The 16,963-nt window shown below is 35.5% G+C and carries 18 protein-coding genes; 8 read left to right on the top strand and 10 right to left on the bottom strand.

The window, feature by feature from the left end; all coding sequences use genetic code 11:
• Nucleotides 1-55: 55 nt before the first annotated feature.
• The 3 genes from ACW0JX_RS05410 to ACW0JX_RS05400 all read left to right on the top strand — a co-directional run bounded on the left by ACW0JX_RS05410 (nucleotide 56) and on the right by ACW0JX_RS05400 (nucleotide 1,889).
• Nucleotides 56-490, top strand: a complete 435-nt coding sequence (locus ACW0JX_RS05410; RefSeq protein ID WP_001016835.1) for an HIT family protein — start codon at nucleotides 56-58, stop codon at nucleotides 488-490.
• Nucleotides 491-670: 180 nt separating this feature from the next.
• Nucleotides 671-1,033, top strand: a complete 363-nt coding sequence (locus tag ACW0JX_RS05405) for a YtxH domain-containing protein (protein WP_000030302.1) — start codon at nucleotides 671-673, stop codon at nucleotides 1,031-1,033.
• A 298-nt stretch (nucleotides 1,034-1,331) separates the two neighbouring features.
• Nucleotides 1,332-1,889 carry an HTH-type transcriptional regulator Hpr gene (locus tag ACW0JX_RS05400; protein ID WP_000834924.1) on the top strand — a complete coding sequence of 186 codons (558 nt, stop codon included), beginning with the start codon at nucleotides 1,332-1,334 and terminating at the stop codon, nucleotides 1,887-1,889.
• A gap of 5 nt (nucleotides 1,890-1,894) precedes the next feature.
• On the opposite strand, the gene ACW0JX_RS05395 is transcribed toward ACW0JX_RS05400, so the two are convergent.
• Nucleotides 1,895-2,230, bottom strand: a complete 336-nt coding sequence (locus ACW0JX_RS05395) for a DUF1878 family protein (protein WP_459245467.1) — start codon at nucleotides 2,228-2,230, stop codon at nucleotides 1,895-1,897.
• A gap of 115 nt (nucleotides 2,231-2,345) precedes the next feature.
• Here ACW0JX_RS05395 and ACW0JX_RS05390 point away from each other — a divergent pair, with 115 nt between their 5' ends.
• Together ACW0JX_RS05390 and prsA are read left to right on the top strand one after the other, a co-directional pair.
• Nucleotides 2,346-2,540, top strand: a complete 195-nt coding sequence (locus ACW0JX_RS05390) for a hypothetical protein (protein WP_000172690.1) — start codon at nucleotides 2,346-2,348, stop codon at nucleotides 2,538-2,540.
• A gap of 423 nt (nucleotides 2,541-2,963) precedes the next feature.
• Complete coding sequence (gene prsA, locus ACW0JX_RS05385; RefSeq protein WP_016124241.1) at nucleotides 2,964-3,836, top strand: peptidylprolyl isomerase PrsA; 873 nt, start codon at nucleotides 2,964-2,966, stop codon at nucleotides 3,834-3,836.
• Between the two features lie 203 nt (nucleotides 3,837-4,039).
• Here prsA and ACW0JX_RS05380 read toward each other — a convergent pair whose 3' ends face one another.
• Nucleotides 4,040-4,285, bottom strand: coding sequence for a hypothetical protein (locus tag ACW0JX_RS05380; protein ID WP_000417115.1), 246 nt, complete (start codon nucleotides 4,283-4,285; stop codon nucleotides 4,040-4,042).
• A 278-nt stretch (nucleotides 4,286-4,563) separates the two neighbouring features.
• Between ACW0JX_RS05380 and helD the strand changes: the two genes are divergently transcribed.
• Entirely contained in the window at nucleotides 4,564-6,897 is a 2,334-nt protein-coding gene (gene helD / locus ACW0JX_RS05375; RefSeq protein ID WP_459245466.1) for an RNA polymerase recycling motor HelD, read from the top strand.
• A gap of 86 nt (nucleotides 6,898-6,983) precedes the next feature.
• Nucleotides 6,984-7,547: a hypothetical protein gene (locus tag ACW0JX_RS05370; protein WP_340719643.1), complete on the top strand. Its 564-nt coding sequence runs from the start codon at nucleotides 6,984-6,986 to the stop codon at nucleotides 7,545-7,547.
• 42 nt (nucleotides 7,548-7,589) lie between these two features.
• Here ACW0JX_RS05370 and ACW0JX_RS05365 read toward each other — a convergent pair whose 3' ends face one another.
• The 5 genes from ACW0JX_RS05365 to ACW0JX_RS05345 form a co-directional block, all read right to left on the bottom strand.
• Nucleotides 7,590-10,184 carry an efflux RND transporter permease subunit gene (locus tag ACW0JX_RS05365; protein ID WP_459245465.1) on the bottom strand — a complete coding sequence of 865 codons (2,595 nt, stop codon included), beginning with the start codon at nucleotides 10,182-10,184 and terminating at the stop codon, nucleotides 7,590-7,592.
• Nucleotides 10,185-10,284: 100 nt separating this feature from the next.
• Entirely contained in the window at nucleotides 10,285-10,839 is a 555-nt protein-coding gene (locus ACW0JX_RS05360; RefSeq protein ID WP_340719641.1) for a TetR/AcrR family transcriptional regulator, read from the bottom strand.
• Nucleotides 10,840-10,940: 101 nt separating this feature from the next.
• Complete coding sequence (locus ACW0JX_RS05355; RefSeq protein ID WP_459245464.1) at nucleotides 10,941-12,194, bottom strand: FtsW/RodA/SpoVE family cell cycle protein; 1,254 nt, start codon at nucleotides 12,192-12,194, stop codon at nucleotides 10,941-10,943.
• Between the two features lie 7 nt (nucleotides 12,195-12,201).
• Nucleotides 12,202-12,609 carry a PadR family transcriptional regulator gene (locus ACW0JX_RS05350; RefSeq protein ID WP_459245463.1) on the bottom strand — a complete coding sequence of 136 codons (408 nt, stop codon included), beginning with the start codon at nucleotides 12,607-12,609 and terminating at the stop codon, nucleotides 12,202-12,204.
• 4 nt (nucleotides 12,610-12,613) lie between these two features.
• The gene (locus ACW0JX_RS05345) at nucleotides 12,614-13,147 is read right to left on the bottom strand and encodes a sigma-70 family RNA polymerase sigma factor (RefSeq protein WP_029442066.1); all 534 of its coding nucleotides are present in this window, start codon (nucleotides 13,145-13,147) and stop codon (nucleotides 12,614-12,616) included.
• A gap of 283 nt (nucleotides 13,148-13,430) precedes the next feature.
• Between ACW0JX_RS05345 and ACW0JX_RS05340 the strand changes: the two genes are divergently transcribed.
• A complete protein-coding gene (locus tag ACW0JX_RS05340; RefSeq protein WP_459245462.1) occupies nucleotides 13,431-13,595 on the top strand; it encodes a hypothetical protein in 165 nt (54 codons plus the stop codon).
• 441 nt (nucleotides 13,596-14,036) lie between these two features.
• On the opposite strand, the gene ACW0JX_RS05335 is transcribed toward ACW0JX_RS05340, so the two are convergent.
• The 3 genes from ACW0JX_RS05335 to glpD all read right to left on the bottom strand — a co-directional run bounded on the left by ACW0JX_RS05335 (nucleotide 14,037) and on the right by glpD (nucleotide 16,935).
• Nucleotides 14,037-14,813 carry a VanZ family protein gene (locus ACW0JX_RS05335; protein ID WP_459245461.1) on the bottom strand — a complete coding sequence of 259 codons (777 nt, stop codon included), beginning with the start codon at nucleotides 14,811-14,813 and terminating at the stop codon, nucleotides 14,037-14,039.
• Nucleotides 14,806-15,138 carry a PadR family transcriptional regulator gene (locus tag ACW0JX_RS05330; protein ID WP_000356630.1) on the bottom strand — a complete coding sequence of 111 codons (333 nt, stop codon included), beginning with the start codon at nucleotides 15,136-15,138 and terminating at the stop codon, nucleotides 14,806-14,808. The genes ACW0JX_RS05335 and ACW0JX_RS05330 overlap by 8 nt, the downstream gene beginning before the upstream one ends.
• A gap of 114 nt (nucleotides 15,139-15,252) precedes the next feature.
• Nucleotides 15,253-16,935, bottom strand: a complete 1,683-nt coding sequence (glpD, locus tag ACW0JX_RS05325; protein WP_000672829.1) for an aerobic glycerol-3-phosphate dehydrogenase — start codon at nucleotides 16,933-16,935, stop codon at nucleotides 15,253-15,255.
• Nucleotides 16,936-16,963: the final 28 nt, after the last annotated feature.

Genomic DNA, 16,963 nt, shown 5'->3' with positions numbered 1-16,963 from the left:
TCTCTTATGTAATTATGGTAAAATACGGCTAAGGATATTTGAAAGGATGAGATCAATGAATCATACAGCAGACAATTGTATTTTTTGTAAAATCATTGACGGGCAAATCCCTTGCTCAAAAGTATACGAAGATGAACATGTGCTTGCATTTTTAGATATTAGTCAAGTAACAAAAGGACATACTCTTGTTATTCCGAAAGTTCACAAACAAGACATTTTTGCGTTAACGCCAGAAATCGCATCACACATTTTTTCTGTCGTTCCAAAAATCGCAAATGCGATTAAAGCAGAGTTTAATCCAGTTGGCTTTAACCTACTTAACAATAACGGTGAAAAAGCTGGACAAACTGTGTTCCACTTCCACCTTCATTTAATTCCACGCTACGGTGAAAAAGATGGTTTCGGTGCTGTTTGGAAATCACACCAAAATGAATACACTATGGAAAATTTACAAAACATCGCAAGTACAATTGCAAATAGTGTGAAATAATGACACTATAAGAAGGCGTAATACATAACAAGCCACTTCCCTGAAGTCATCAAATTCCGCATGGCTTGTTTCTTCACTTAAAATGCTCAGGGATGATTGTTTGTGCATAGCACATATAAGAAAGATATGCATATTGTTTTACATCATGAATACGAACAAAAAATAAGGAGGTCTCCTTTTATGTCAAAAGCTAAATCCTTTATTACAGGTGTTATTTGCGGGGGAGCAGTTGCTGGACTAGCCGTTCTTTTCTCAACTCCTTCTTCTGGTAAAGACATGCGCGGCAAGTTAAAAGAAAAAGGAAATGATATTAAAAAGACTTTAGCTGATATTACAGCTGATACGAAATTATTAAAGCGTCAAATTGTTGAAACTGCTTCAGAAGGTAAAGAAGTGTTTCAAGAACTAAAAGATGACATGCAAGACACGCTTTCTAACTGGAAACAAGATATTTCTCAAAACAAGCGCCATATTGAGAAAGAAATTTTGGACATCCAAAAGTCAATTGAGAAACTGCAAGAAGCTGTTCCAGAAAAAGCGTAAACAAATTCCTGCTTAGTTTTTTGCATATAACAAATATTTTTTATATAAATTGACCTTGACACGGCATATCGTATAGATATGCCGTGTTTTTATGCATTTACAATATATGTTATCAATTAACATGTAAGGACAACGCATGTATTCACGACTCATAAAACGCTTCCATAGTTATGCATGATTTGTATAGAATGTCATTTTGTTAAAAAATTTTCACAATTCTTACAAAAAGACTTTATTAATTTTTATTTTACTGGCATAATAGATAGTAATGAAAAAGAATGTTAAAGTGGGTGAGTAAATGAAAAGTGGAGAAAAAGATTACTCGGTAAAAGAAGCGATGATTTTCAGCCAACGCATTGCTCAATTATCGAAAGCGTTATGGAAATGTGTAGAGAAAGATTGGCAGCAGTGGATTAAACCTTACGATTTAAATATTAATGAACATCATATTTTAACAATCGCTTATCATTTAAAAGGGGCTTCTATTTCTGAGATTGCTAAGTTTGGAGTTATGCACGTATCAACAGCGTTTAACTTCTCGAAAAAGCTGGAAGAACGCGGCTATCTTGTATTCTCAAAAAAGGAAGATGATAAACGAAATACGTACATTGAAATTACAGACAAAGGGGAAGAATTACTACTTCGCTTAATGGAGGAGTATGATCCTGAAAATAATTCAGTGTTTAATGGGGCTCTTGCACTTCGTAATTTTTATGGGAAGTTCCCAGAAAATATCGAACTGATTGCAATCCTGCGTAATATTTACGGACAAGACTTTATCGATATTTTTGAGAAATCATTAGAAGATATTGAAGAGAACTTTACAGAATCCGATCAAAAGTTAGTTAAGAAATAATCTATTTATTTTTTCGCAATCATGCTTAAGAATTCATTCATAAGCGGCTTAAATAAACCTTGTTTTGCTAGCGCTTCCGCAGTTTCGTGTACTTCGAGCTGATGTGGAAGCGCTTTTTCAAATTGATCTAACAGCGCATCGAACAAAAGAAGCCCTTCTGCTTTCTCCACTACATATCGCTCGTTCAGTTTTTCACAAAGATTTAGTATACGTTCAATATCTTTTTTACGAGCTTTTTTCTTTATGATCAAAGAATAAAATGGACACTTCTCTTCATCAATCATTTTAAATAGTAGGTCTACGTAGTATTCAGCTTGTTCTAATCTTCTAACAACGTCCATTTTCTCCCTCACTTTCTAACACAAAGTCTTCTATTTCTGAATTTTGTAACACGAACAAAATATCGTGTGATACAATATATGTATATGTATTTTAGCCAAAAGGAGGTCTCGCCTCATGACACTTATAACAGTTGTTTTTGTCGCATTCGCACTTCTTGTTATATTTTACACGAATTTCATGACACATACACTGTGTGAACGAAAACAAATAGCTGCGAGCCGCCAGCCCGGTGTCTTTCGGGTTATTAATGTATGTATAACAATTTTATTAATTTCTAGTTATATAGAAATTATATTTCATGGAAAGTGAGGAAGGAAAGCCCCTTCCTCACTTTTTTCCTCTATAAGCAAATTATACCTACAATAACCAATAAAATAAACAGTACAAGTAATAAAATAAGTTGAGAATTCATCCCCATCCCCTCCTCTATTCTGTATATGCGGCATACGCCCAATATGGCACACTTTCAAAATCTGACACGTACTGGTTAATTTTTCTTTATCAATATGAAAACGCGTCGAAATATGATATATTAAATTTTGTACATATTGCTTATACTATAAAACAAAACATTCATCAAAACTTTATCCTCAGCCACGGTAAGCCCTGTTAAGCGCGCTTTACCAATATAAAAAGCAAAAGTATCAGTGAGACTTAATCGGGCTCTTATGAATTTAAAATTCATCGGTGTAGGATAAATTAAAAATACATAATAGTAGGAGTGTTTATCGAATGAAGAAAGCTATGCTTGCCTTAGCCGCAACAAGTGTAATCGCATTATCAGCATGTGGAACATCATCATCAGACAAAATCGTTACATCTAAAGCTGGTGACATTACAAAAGAAGAGTTCTATGAACAAATGAAAAATTCACCAACTGGTAAACAAACACTAAATAACATGGTTATGGAAAAAGTACTTATTAAAAACTACAAAGTAGATGAAAAAGAAGTAGACAAAAAGTTTGATGAAACGAAAAAACAAGTTGGTGATCAATTCGATACACTATTAAAACAACAAGGCATGAAAGAAGAAACATTTAAAAATACTATCCGTGCCTCATTAGCTCAAGAAAAAGCGATTGAACAAGCAATTACCGATAAAGATGTAAAAGCAAAATTCGAGGATTATAAAAAAGAAATTAAAGCAAGTCATATCCTTGTAAAAGATGAAGAAACTGCTAAAAAAGTGAAAGATGAACTTGCTCAAGGTAAATCTTTCGAAGAATTAGCAAAACAATACTCTGAAGATACAGGTTCAAAAGAAAAAGGTGGCGACTTAGGATTCTTCGGACCAGGGAAAATGGTAAAAGAATTTGAAGAAGCAGCTCAAAAGTTGAAAAAAGGTGAAGTAAGCGAACCTGTAAAAACACAATTTGGTTACCATATTATTAAAGTAACTGATAATCACGCAGATGCAACTTTCGATAAAGCAAAAGCTGATATTAAAAAATCACTAGCTCAAGAAAAAGTACAAGATGGACAATTCATGAACGACCTTATGATGAAAGAAATCAAAAAAGCTGACGTAAAAGTTGACGATAAAGATTTAAAAGATCTTTTCAAAGAGCCAAAAGCTGACGATAAAAAAGACGAAAAGAAATAATGAAAAGCTCGGGCTAAGCCCGAGCTTTTTTATATCCCCTCTTCCAGGGGGAAATTGTATACAGATTGGGTAAATGAAATTACATGATTGACTCTTCGATTCTATAGAAAGGATAATGTCTTTTTCATTTTATGGATAGTGTAAAATCTTAGTTAGTTTTACCCTATCTTCGTTACCGAAAGTTTATTTTGTCATTCGTTTAACTAAAACCATCTTTTATGCATTTCACTTAAAAACATTTCTGTGATTCTAAATCCTGAACTTTCCCCTATAATAGAGTCAATCCCACAATGCGGACAAACTGCTGTGTTATCATCATCCCACCACTCTGTAATTTTTTCTGGATGGAAAATTTCTAAACAATAGAAACAACCACATATAACATCCTTTTCTAAGTGCTTTCTATTACGAGAACAAAAACGATGTGCTTCCTCAAAATATTTTTCCATCAGTATCCCCCTATTCCTGATTGTTTCTATACTTTACTTAGATCATCCTCGATAAAATCGCAACTCTTTCTTACAGAAAAACAAAAAATCCCTTGATTCACAACGCGTGGAACCAAGGGTTTATCTCATCATTATTGATTAAATTAAGAAACTATGTTAAATTAGTACAGAAACACGTTTCCTAAAATACACAGAACGTATTTATCCGTATCTTAATTGTACAACAAAACCTTTCTTCAGTCAACCTCTATTTTTCACTTTTAAAGGAGTGCTTACGTATGAACAAAAAACTTGATCTAGAGCAAAAACGATTGGATACCGTAATCGAAACGATTACGCAGCAAATTGATAAGCTGGAAAACGAAACTGGCAGACGCCGGGCAGAAGTAATCAACATCCGTAAACACTTCTGGGATGACGTTAAAGTGAATACAGATACTTTTGATGATTACCTTGAAACAGTTATCAACTTAAGACAACAAGCTCAGTCACTAGCTGTTACACAAATCACCCATAAACACACCTTTAATCGACTTGCCGCGCTGCGACGTATGCAAAAAGCACCTTACTTCGGACGCATCGATTTTACTGAAGAAGGCGAACCTGCCGCAGAACAAATCTATATCGGTGTTTCTACCCTTACTGATGCAAGCGGAGAAAACTTTCTTATTTATGACTGGCGCGCCCCAATTTCAAGTGTTTATTACGACTATCCACCAGGACCGGCTGAATACAACACACCAGGCGGCGTAATTCGCGGTAATGTGGAGAAAAAATTACAATACATTATTCAAAATGGCGAGATTGATTCCATGTTCGATACGAGCCTCACAATCGGTGATGAAATTCTGCAACAAGCGCTCGGAAAAGGTACAAACAAACATATGCAGAGCATTGTCGCTACGATTCAGCGTGAGCAAAATGAAATTATCCGTCACGATGAAGGCCGACTCCTTATCGTTCAAGGAGCTGCTGGTAGTGGTAAAACATCAGCTGCCCTACAGCGAATCGCCTACTTACTATATAAATATCGCGAATGGCTAAAAGCGGATCAAATTATTCTCTTTTCCCCTAACTCTATGTTCAATAGCTACGTATCTAACGTACTACCTGAACTCGGTGAAGAAAATATGCAGCAAGTAACATTCCAAGAATATTTAAACCATAGACTAAGTAAGTCATTTGATGTGGAAGATCCTTACGAACAATTAGAATATATGCTAACTGAAACAAATAGCGCAAATTACAAAATTAGAAATACGAGCATCCGATTTAAAGCATCCACTCAATTTTTCGAAATGATTAGAGCGTACAGACAATCTCTTGAAACTTCAGGCATGCTATTTAGAGGAATGAAATTTAGAGGGAAACTAATCGCCTCAGCTAAAGAAATTACAGAGCAATTTTACAATACTGACTCCTCCCTCCGCTTCCATAGTCGAATTGAGAAGTTAACGGATTGGCTAAATAAACAAATAGATGCACTTGAAAAAGCAGAACTGAAAAAGCCTTGGGTAGAAGAAGAAATTGAATTACTTAGTAAAGATGAATATCAAAAGGCTTATAAATACTTGCAGAAAAAAGGCGAGTTTGACGACAACTCTTTTAATGACTATGAGAAAGAAACGAAAGTCCTGGGACGTATGATTGTCCGCAAAAAATTGAAGCCGCTTCGTAAAGGCGTTCAAACACTGCGCTTCATCAATTTCACAGGAATCTATAAACAACTCTTCACAGACGCATCATGGGTTACTGGAGAAAAACCAAAAGAATGGGATGACATTTGCTCTCTAACGGTGAACATGCTTGATGAAGGAAAGCTATATTACGAGGATGCGACTCCATTTTTACTTTTAAAAGAATTAATTGAAGGCTTCCAAACGAACAGATCGATTAAACACGTACTCGTAGATGAAGCGCAAGATTATTCTCCGTTTCAGTTCGAGTTCTTAAAACGTCTCTTCCCTGCTGCAAGAATGACGGTACTCGGAGACTTTAACCAAGCGATATTTGCCCATGCAAGTGAAACAGTTAATTTCAATACACTTACTAACTTATACGGACCAGATGAAACGAACGGTATTAACTTAACTCGTAGCTATCGCTCAACAAAACCGATTATTGAATTTACACGAAATCTCGTACCAGAAGGAAAAGACATTCACGCCTTTGAACGTGACGGCGAGAAACCTATAGTGACGAAAGTAGCTGATTACAGCGAACTTCATGAGCATATTACTGCTAAAGTTGCTGAACTACAAAAACAAAATCACAACACGATCGCAATTATATGTAAATCCGCAACTGAAAGCGCCGCTGCATACGAAGCACTCCGTCATATCGAGAATATTAAACTCGTGAAGAGTAACTCAGCCGAGTATGAGCAAGGTATTGTCGTGATCCCTGCTTATTTAGCGAAGGGTATTGAATTTGACGCTGTTATTATTTATGATGCTTCTGAAGATGTATACAATGATGAGAGCGTACGTAGATTGTTCTACACCGCTTGTACGCGTGCGATGCATGAGTTACAACTTTATAGCGTCGGCGAAATTAGTCCTTTTATACTTGGGGCTGATTCAGAGAGTTTTGAGCTTATTACAACACCTTGATATGAATCAAGGTGTTTCTTTTTTATGCAGGATTTACACCTTAAAAATAGAATATATCAGTTTAGAAAAAGTTAAGGAGTGAAAAAATGAACCATTATTTTATCGCTATTTATGACGGTGAATTTCCTACCGAAAAATTACATACCATTGTACAATCTAATCCCACTTTGATCGACCTAAACATCCGCACCATTTCAATCCCATCACCAAGACCTTTCACCATACTAGTTGGCGAAGAACACGATGCACTCACAACTGGACTTACAGACAAATACCACTTATTAACGAAAGAGTTGCAAGCGCTTGAGCAGCAAGAGAAATACTATTACGTATACGATTATAAAATTAGAAAAACCATCGAGAATCCCAACCAAAAATGCTTTCCATTAGCGAAAATCAATATAAGTGTTACGAAATTCCATCAGATGATTCAAAAAGTAAAAGACTTAAAACGACCTGTATTTGCAGGTTATAACATCATTTCTCATGATGCAGACATACTTACCGTTGATGTACTGCTATCTTCACCATTATTAGATCCGAACACTTCCGAAAAAGATGCGGAAGAATACGCTTATTTAAAGCAATTAGCTGAATCAATTTCTCATTCTAAATTATGTACTTCTATTAAAGGAAGTTCACTTATTTAAATAGAAAAAGAGGGTTATTTATCATAACCCTCTTCCTACTATCTATTTACGTTTTTGAAACAAAACGATTAAGACTGGTAATATTGTTAAAGCACAGAATAAAGAAAGTGTCGTATCAATAACAGTTGTAATACCAAATTCACGTAAAACCGGGAAGTTAACAAAAATTAACGTTGAAAACCCAACAATTACTGTTAATCCTGAAGCGGTAATGGCTTGCCCTACTTTTGAAAGAGAAACACGAATTGCTTCTTGAGGAGACAGTCCCTTTTCCTCTTCTTCACGGAATCTTTCCATAATAAGAATCGTAAACTCTGTTCCAATACCAAGTACAAGGCAGCTAAGCGCCGTCGTTAGCGGATTATACGAAATATCAAGAAGTTTTAACGCACCCGGAGAGAACCCTAGTACTAAAACAATTGGTATTAATGGATATAACGCATGTTTTACGCGGCGATACACAAGGAATAAAGATAGGAAAATAATGAGCAGCCCTGCGCCAATCATTAGTCCACTATTCGCACCGATGTTATCAATACCATACAGCATCATAACTTGCGCGCCCGCTGGCTTGATTTTCACACCATCTATCGGCTTCATGTCCTTTGATATGTTATGCATTAATTTTAATTGATCAGCAGAAGAAAGATCTGGATTCACTTGGAACTTAACTGTGGCGTACTTTTTGTTCTTACTTATAACAGTTTCTTTCAGAGAATTTGGTACGTTTTTAAGTTCATTTTCTACTTGCGAAGCGGATTCTGATAGTATATCTTTCCCATTGATTTGTAGAATAACGCTAGGCAGTGATATAACATCACTCACATCTTTATATTTGTTTTCTACCTTTTCACTTTCGCGTTTCATCCAAGACATCACTTTCGGTTCCGTGACGTCCTCTGCTTCTACTAAGTACGTAATATACGTTGTAGAGCCAACTATCTTTTGTAATTGTTTCGTATTTTTTAATGTCTCCATATTTTGCGGAATCATTTTTGTTAAGTCTGTTTCAGTCGGGATAGACTTCTCTGCCATAAATCCAAGACCAGATAAAATAACAGAAACGATTAAAATAGGAATTGCGAGTTTCATAGCTAGATTAGCATATTGATTTAAGAAGCGTGATAGCATTGTGTTTTTATCTGCATCACTTTTTAGTTTAGGCGCTTCCTTTTTACGATCTAATAAGTAGAATGTTGAGAACATCAATAATAATTCAACAACGTAACAGAATAAAACACCAATCGCTAATGTTAAACCAAATTGCTGCATCATCGGCGCTTTCGATAAATACATTGTCAGGAAGCTTAAACTCATAATCACAACTGCAATCCCTACGCCAGGTCCAATGTGACGAACGGCATTTCGTGTTGCGCGTTTCGCATCAAATCCACTCGTTTTAAATTCCTCTTCATATCTGTTATGAAATTGAACACCAAAGTCAGTGCCAAGGCCTATAATGATTGGTAATGTCGCCATAGTTGCGAGCGTAATCGGGATTCCAGCCCCCCCCATGAAACCAAATGTCCATATTAATCCGATTAGCACAAAAGCTAATGAAATAACGCGACGTCTTACAGGGAATACGAAGAATAGTACGACAATCATTAATATAACCGCTAAACCGAGCATAATTCCTAATGTCGTTATAACCTCTTCTTGTATATCACCTAAAATAGCAGGCATTCCAGCCATTTTCACTGTTACACCCTGACTGAAATTCGTATTTTCAATAAGTTCGTTTAGCTCTTTATTTATCCGTACATACGTCGTCATTTCTGTATTATTCGATGTGTGCAGCTGAATCACAACGTGTTTTCCATTCTCAGGAATGAGTTGTTTCAGTTGGTCTGGCACTTTCCCTTTATTAGAAAAGACGATTTCATGAAGTAAATCATTATTCATATTTTGAACGTTTGGTAGAGCTTTCATCATATCTCGTTGCACGTTATCTTTTTGTTGCTCTGTTAACATGCTTTGCGTATACTTTGTGATTTCATCGTTTTGCTTTTCTGTTAAAACCGATTGTGTTATTTTCTCTTGCTCATCAACCGTAGGTTCATGGCCGAGCGCGATTAATTGTTTTTGTATTTCTTGCATTTGTTCAGCTGTAAGTTGTTGCTGAATAAATACTCTCATTTTTTCACGTTGCTCATCCGTTAAGCTATTTTTTACACTACTATTCATTTCGTTCATTTTTTCGCTTGAAATAGAATTTTTCAAAGCTGTTTCTAGTTTCGGATTTGTTGCTCCTGTATCAAATGCCGAAAAAGAAGGAGACGGAGCAGCTAACATTTCATTTAATAAACCTACATAATGCGTCGATCCTGTAATATCTTTTATACCTTCTGCTTTTGTAGTGAACTCTACAATCGCTTTGTTTGTTTCTTGCGAAAGCAATTTATTACTATCTCCACTAAGTAATACGTATATACCATCTCCACCAAAATGTTTTTGGTACGTTTCCGTATCTTTATAAACATCAGATGTATTACTTAGAAATACATCATTCCCCATCTTCATCTCAAGTTTTGTTATACCAAATGCGAAAAATATCGTTAAACATAATATAAGTGCAATATTCATCTTTGCGTACTTGATGATGAAACGTCCAATTGTATCAAAAACCTTATTCATATTTTTCTTTCCTCCTCTGCTATGCTCAATAATTTATCATAGGCTTTGGAGGAAAACGATGAATAAAAATGAATATACGTCTCAAAATGAGACATATGTCTTATTTTGGTTCATTTATTAGAAAACTATTAACGATCTGGATGAGTTCTTCTTTTGAATATGGATATTCATTATTTACCCATTTTTTTACGATTTCACAAAATCCGCTACAATAAAAATCACATAGCACATTTGGATAATCTGAATTTCGGATTTGCTTTGAAAGGGGGTCGTTATATCGCATTGCATTTTCACATAAAACCTCTGCGCCAAATTGGATCAATTTATCATATAATTCACGGCTACTATTTTTAGTCGTAACGTTAAAAAACAACGTACGATTCACATCTATGTAGTCAATTACTGCTTCAAAAAATGTACGTTCTAAATTTAAATCTTGCTTAGCTTGTTCAAATAACTCTATGACGACAGCATTTACCGTGGCACTAAAGAGCTCATACTTATCTACGTAATAACGATAAAACGTACTTCTATGTATCATTGCTTTTTCGCAAATATGATTAATCGTAATCGCTGAGAATGGTTTTTCTCTTAATAGTTCCATGAAAGTGTTCGTTATTAAAATTTGTGTGCGTAAACGAGTGAGGTTACTCAATTTATTTGTCCTCCCTATAAATTTTTCTGTTCTTTTAGTATGCCGTAGTTGATTATAATAGTGAATTCTTTTTACATATAACAAAAACACCTTGATCATCATCAAGGTGTCCTCTTCATTCTAAATGACATATCTTTACGCCTATATACACTTAACACGATTCCCATTAAAAGTGCATGAAATACAGTTGGTGTTAATCCATAACTAATAAAAGGTAATGATATAGAAGCACGCGGTAATAATCCTAAAATCATGCCAACGTTACAAATAAAATGGATTACAAAAAGAGTCACTCCGCCAACGAGCAGCAATTTACCATAACCGTCATTTATTTTATAAGCTATGTTCATTATTCTTACTGCAAAAAGAGAAAGAATAATGACAAGAACTAGCGCAAGCACATATCCATAATAGTAAGTCAAACTTGCAAATACAAAATCAGTATGCGCAGCAGGGATAGACTTTATATTTCCATATGTACCAAACCAACCTGCCGACGACATCGCCTCTTTTAAACGTAAATACCATAGATCATGCTCTGGGTTTAAAAACCCTAAAACTCTAGCTATCCGGTATTCTTTTACAGCAGGCCAGGAAAATAAATCCCTAATAATGAAGAGAAAAATTGGTAAAATAGTAATGAGCCATGCTGTTTTCTTTCCTAGCTTACTCCACCAAAGCATAACGAATACCATCGTAATATAAATATAAATCGGCACCATAATTGATGTAGTTAAAAATAGATATAAAGAAAATACGTACAGCATGAAAAGATGTATAAACTTTAATCTACTGTTATTAAAAAATGAAGCCCAGGCTAGAAAAAAGAATGGTATTGTCATTAAACAGTCAATTTTGATGGGACCAATTTTTATTAACGCTTCCCCATTCACAGAAATAGTCGGAAAACATTTTATAGCTAACAAGATAAGTACACCAATTGTATAAAACAGCCACCCGAGTCTCTCTAACTTCCGATAATCAAATAGCATCATCCCAATCGCTGTTGTAACACCAAGAATTACAAATATCACCTTATTCATTAATAAGTCAGCATGTCCAAGAGCTAAAACTGGCAAAAATCCTAGCCCCATCGCAGCCACTAATAAACCAATTAAGAACCAATCAACCTTTGGCTTATGTAGTTTATTAAGTTCCTGGCCAAGCTTGATTGGACTTCCCATTTGTTCAACGGCCTTATCTTCCGCAACTTCCTCACTTAACCCTTTTTCTACCCACATATTCTTGGCCTGTTTCAAGTGAAAGTCTAGTTCTGTTGCCACCAAGTCCTTCGCTTCTTTTGATTTTATATGGTTCGTAACTTCTTTTAAAAAATGCTCCCCTTTTTTATTCAATTTTTTCTCACTCCTGTACTAATCCTTTTAATATAAATCGCGCCTTCATAGCATTTTTCTCTACCTTTCGCAACATCTTGTTTCCTTTATCATTTAATTGATAATATTTAGCTCCTGCGTGATCCCAGCTAGATTGGATAAAGCGGTTCTGTTCTAAACGATGTAATAAAGTGTATAGAGACCCTTCATCACCTTCGAATTTTTGAATCCCTCTCCCTCTTAGCAACTGCATCAATTCATAACCTGTTTTTTCATTCATAAGAAGTTGTAACACCGCTAAAAGGATATCTTCTTCCTTTTCGGATGATTGCTTGATTTTTTCGCGCACCCGCTTTCGATGTTGATTAGAAAAACTCAAATGTTTAAACGTTGTGTTCTCCATTGATTTTCGCAAGCCTTTTAATCGATCTTCCATTTGATTATTCCTCCAATCCTTCCTTCAAAAGCTCCTTCGCTTTTTTCAATCTCGTTTTTATCGTGTTTTCTTTCACGTCTATTACCGTAGCAATCTCTTTAATTGATAACTCTTCATAATAAAATAGATAAATGACTTCTCGATATTTTATCGGTAAACTCATTACTGCCAAAGCCAACCTACTATCCTCCGCATTTTGAATGACAGTTTGTTCGACACTATCATTTTGAACCCCAATATACACAGATTCATCCTCTGTAACGATTACCTTTTTGTTATACCAACTTTTTATATAGTCCTTACAATGATTAATCGCAATTCTCCATAGCCATGTTTTTAAGTTTGAATTCCCTTTATATGTATGAAGAGATTTATAGCATTTCACAAATATATCTTGCGTTAAATCCTCCGCAATTTCTTTATTATTCACATACGAATACACAAGCTGTAAGACTTCTTGTCCATACTTGTTCATTATTTCGTCGATAAGGTCCTCCTTATCTTCTATTTCAAACGCTTCTATCGTTAATTCATCCACCACATCATTTCCTCCTTCCCATATATTAGACGACGCACTGTATGGAAAAGTTTTATAAATACATAAAAAAATATGGATGGTAATGTCCATACCGTTTTTTTATGTATATTTATTTGCTTCTTGTCCCTTGATACTTATGCTCTGCTTAAAGATAGGAATTTTTATCCATATGTCTTGTTCCCTATTTTAAAACATAATACAATGGAAATGTAACTTAATAAGCTATAACTAGTAGGTGTGGTAATCATCTCTTCCATTTTGAAAAAAGGGGGGAGGTGATAAAATGATCGCGATGTTTGTAATTAAATTAGTGTACGGTATCCTAACCGCAACTGGCGTTATCATCGGTAGAAGATACGTCGGTCCGTGGCTAATTTCTGTATACAAAAAAGCGAGAACCACCCTACTTCGTGGAAAAGGTAAGGGCGGTTCTCGGCTAAAACGTTAATGTAATTGTCTTATAACCGCACCTACTACCACCACAATAGCAAGTTAGGTTACACAAGGCAGAAGTTTCTCAGGCTTCTGTCTTTTTTATTTTATGCAAAATTCATACTATATACTCTATCATCATTGTAACACATTTTATTTATTTTTAGTCAAGAGAAAAACCACCTAAAGGCTCTCCTTCAGGTGGTTCTCTATTTTATGCTAACGCAGCTGCTTGCTCTTGTTGATCTAGACTTTTTCTAGTTCAGCTGTGCCGCTCTCATCATTTATAGCACCAATAAAGACGGATTATGGACCCGCTTCATAACAGTAGGATTAAACAAGGAACAACACCTATTACGAATATAAAAAATCCTCTCACTACATAGTACCTATGTTTTCAGCGATACTCTATTACCATCAAATTAAATTTGTATAATTTAAACTACAGAATAGCGAGCTAATTTTCAAATATCTTCTTTCGCATAACCCTAAATTTATTATCCAGTTGCATTATGCTTATAAATAAAAGATATCCTACCGACGCACCGAGCATATTTATAGCAATCCGCCACACATCAAAAACATCAGACAAAGTTAGTAAATGTAATATCTCCCAAACAAGAAAGGTTATAACATACCACTTACGAGCTTTCTTATAGTTAGTCACTTTATTAATCAGCACTGGAACGAAAAATCCGAATGGAACTACTAATATTATATGTTGTAAAACGCTTAACCAATAAGTTGAGTTTCCCCAAGGACCTGGATGTGCAATAAAATCTTTAACTTGCCAAAGTGTTATTCCAAAAAGTTGTAATAACGTTTCTAAATCAGATATATGTAAAAATTGCTGCCAAAATTCAATGGGATGATAGACAGTCCCACCACCTGTCAAACTGCGAACAGAGTCAAATGTAGAAGTTGAAATAAACGTTCCTAAAAAGACAATAAAACAAATGATTATATAAGGAATACATAAAATTTTTGATAATACCTTTAATGGCCTAGGAACTTCGTATACCGATTTATTAATCTCTACGCCAATAACTTTTGATTCTCCAAAACTTTGAATCGCTTTATAAATCGCTTCTTTTTCATTCATACCTTGCTCCATATATTCTTCTTTCAAGCTGTTCAAGTGATCATACATTTCTAGAAATAACTCATCCTGTTCAATATCACTAAGTTCTGAATAGGCTAAAATAGACTTAATATACTCATCAAATTCACTCATAAATAACTCCTTTCTGACAAGCTTGAATTAATGCTGTTACACTCTCCCAAGAGTTCACTTTCTTCTGCAATTCTTTTTTCCCTTTATCTGTAATAGTATAGAATTTCCTTTTCATCCCATTCTCAGATTCATTCCAATAAGATTCAAGAAACTCCTTTTTCTCTAATCGCTTTAAAGCAGGATACAAAGTTCCCTGTCCCATACTATACAAATCTTCACTTGCATCCTTTAAACTTTGAGCTATTTCGTAGCCGTATGTATCACGTTTTGCAATGATAGAAAGTAATAAAATATCTATACTTCCCTTCAAGATTTCTTTGTCCAACAATACCACCACCTTATATACATAGTATAACAACATATGTCGTTATACAACATAGTTAGAAAAATAACCCATAAAAAAACCACCTAAAGGCTCCCCTTCAGGTGGTTCTCTACTTTATGCTAACGCAGCTGCCTGTTCTTGTTGATCTACAGGAATTACAGCGTCTGTTAGTGCTTTTTCTAGTTCAGCTGTATATTTCATTTGTTCTTCTTTGCTCCAGCCTAGTTTCGCAGCCATGTAGTTGATTACTGCTTCTTTCCACTCGTATACCCAGTGGATGTTGAAGAATACAGCGCCTCTGCGGCGTACGAAGAAGTCAACTGGTTTTGCTGTCATTTCGTAATCCATTGCGTATACAAGTGGGATTAGAACTTCAAGCGGCATGTTGTATTCTTTCGCTTCTTCTTTATGTTTTTTCGCTAAGTCGAACAGTACATCAACGTTAGAGCCGTAGAATTTCGCGAACTCTTCTGCTTGTACTTTCGTTAAACCAGATTTCGTACCTTCGTCTGCTTTTTTCGCAACAAATGCTGGGAATCCGTGTGAACCATCTACATGTCCACCAGAGATTGGCATATGTTTCGTATCGCTCTTCGGATATGCGCTATGACCTTCTTTTTGTAGTAAGTTCGTTACGTAATCTACTACCATTTCAGCCATTTTACGGTATCCTGTTAATTTACCACCTGCGATTGTAATTAAACCAGATTCAGAAGTCCAAATTTCATCTTTACGAGAAATTTCAGATGCATTCTTACCTTCTTCATAAATTAACGGACGTACACCAGCCCAGCTTGATTCAATGTCTTTCTCTGTAATTTTCACGCTTGGGAACATGTAGTTAATCGCATTAATGATGTATGTGCGATCTTCTGTTGTCATTTGTGGTACAGCTGCGTCTTTATCATAGAACGTATCTGTTGTACCTACGTATGTTTTTCCTCCGCGAGGAATCGCGAACACCATACGTTTATCTGGTGTATCGAAGTAAATTGCTTGCCCGAGTGGGAAACGTTTTTGATCAATTACTAAGTGAACACCTTTTGATAACTGAAGTACTTTTCCTTTTTTCGAGTTATCTTTTTCACGAAGTGTATCTACCCAAGGACCAGCTGCGTTTACAATTTTCTTACCGTAAACTTCATATACTTCACCGTCTAGTAAATCGATTACACGTACACCGCATACTTTTCCATCTTTATATAAGAAACTGTCTACTTTTGCGTAGTTAACAGCTTTCGCACCATGCTCAATTGCTTCTTTCATTACTTCAATTGTAAGACGCGCATCGTCTGTACGATATTCTACGTAGTAACCGCCGCCTTTTAATCCTTCTTTTTTTACAAGAGGCTCTTTGTTTAGCGTTTCTTCACGGTTAAACATCTTTCTGCGCTCGCTTCGTTTTACACCTGCTAAGAAGTCGTATACACGAAGACCAATTGATGTACTAAATGATCCGAACGTACCGCCTGTATGGAACGGAAGTAACATCCACTCTGGTGTTGTTACATGGGGACCGTTCTCATATACGATCGCACGCTCTTTACCCACCTCTGCTACCATTTTCACTTCAAGTTGTTTTAAATAACGTAGACCACCGTGTACAAGCTTCGTTGAACGACTTGATGTACCTGCTGCAAAGTCCTGCATTTCAAACACAATTGTTGATAACCCGCGTGTTGCTCCATCTAATGCAATACCAGAACCAGTAATACCTCCACCAATTACGATCACATCTAACTCTTGTTTATTTACTCCGTTTAATACGTCTTTACGTTGTTTACTTGAAAATTTCATGGTAATTCCTCCCTTTGATAACGAAAAA

The organism is Bacillus sp. C-3-6 (assembly GCF_054509685.1).
This window is presented reverse-complemented; position numbering and strand designations above follow the sequence as displayed.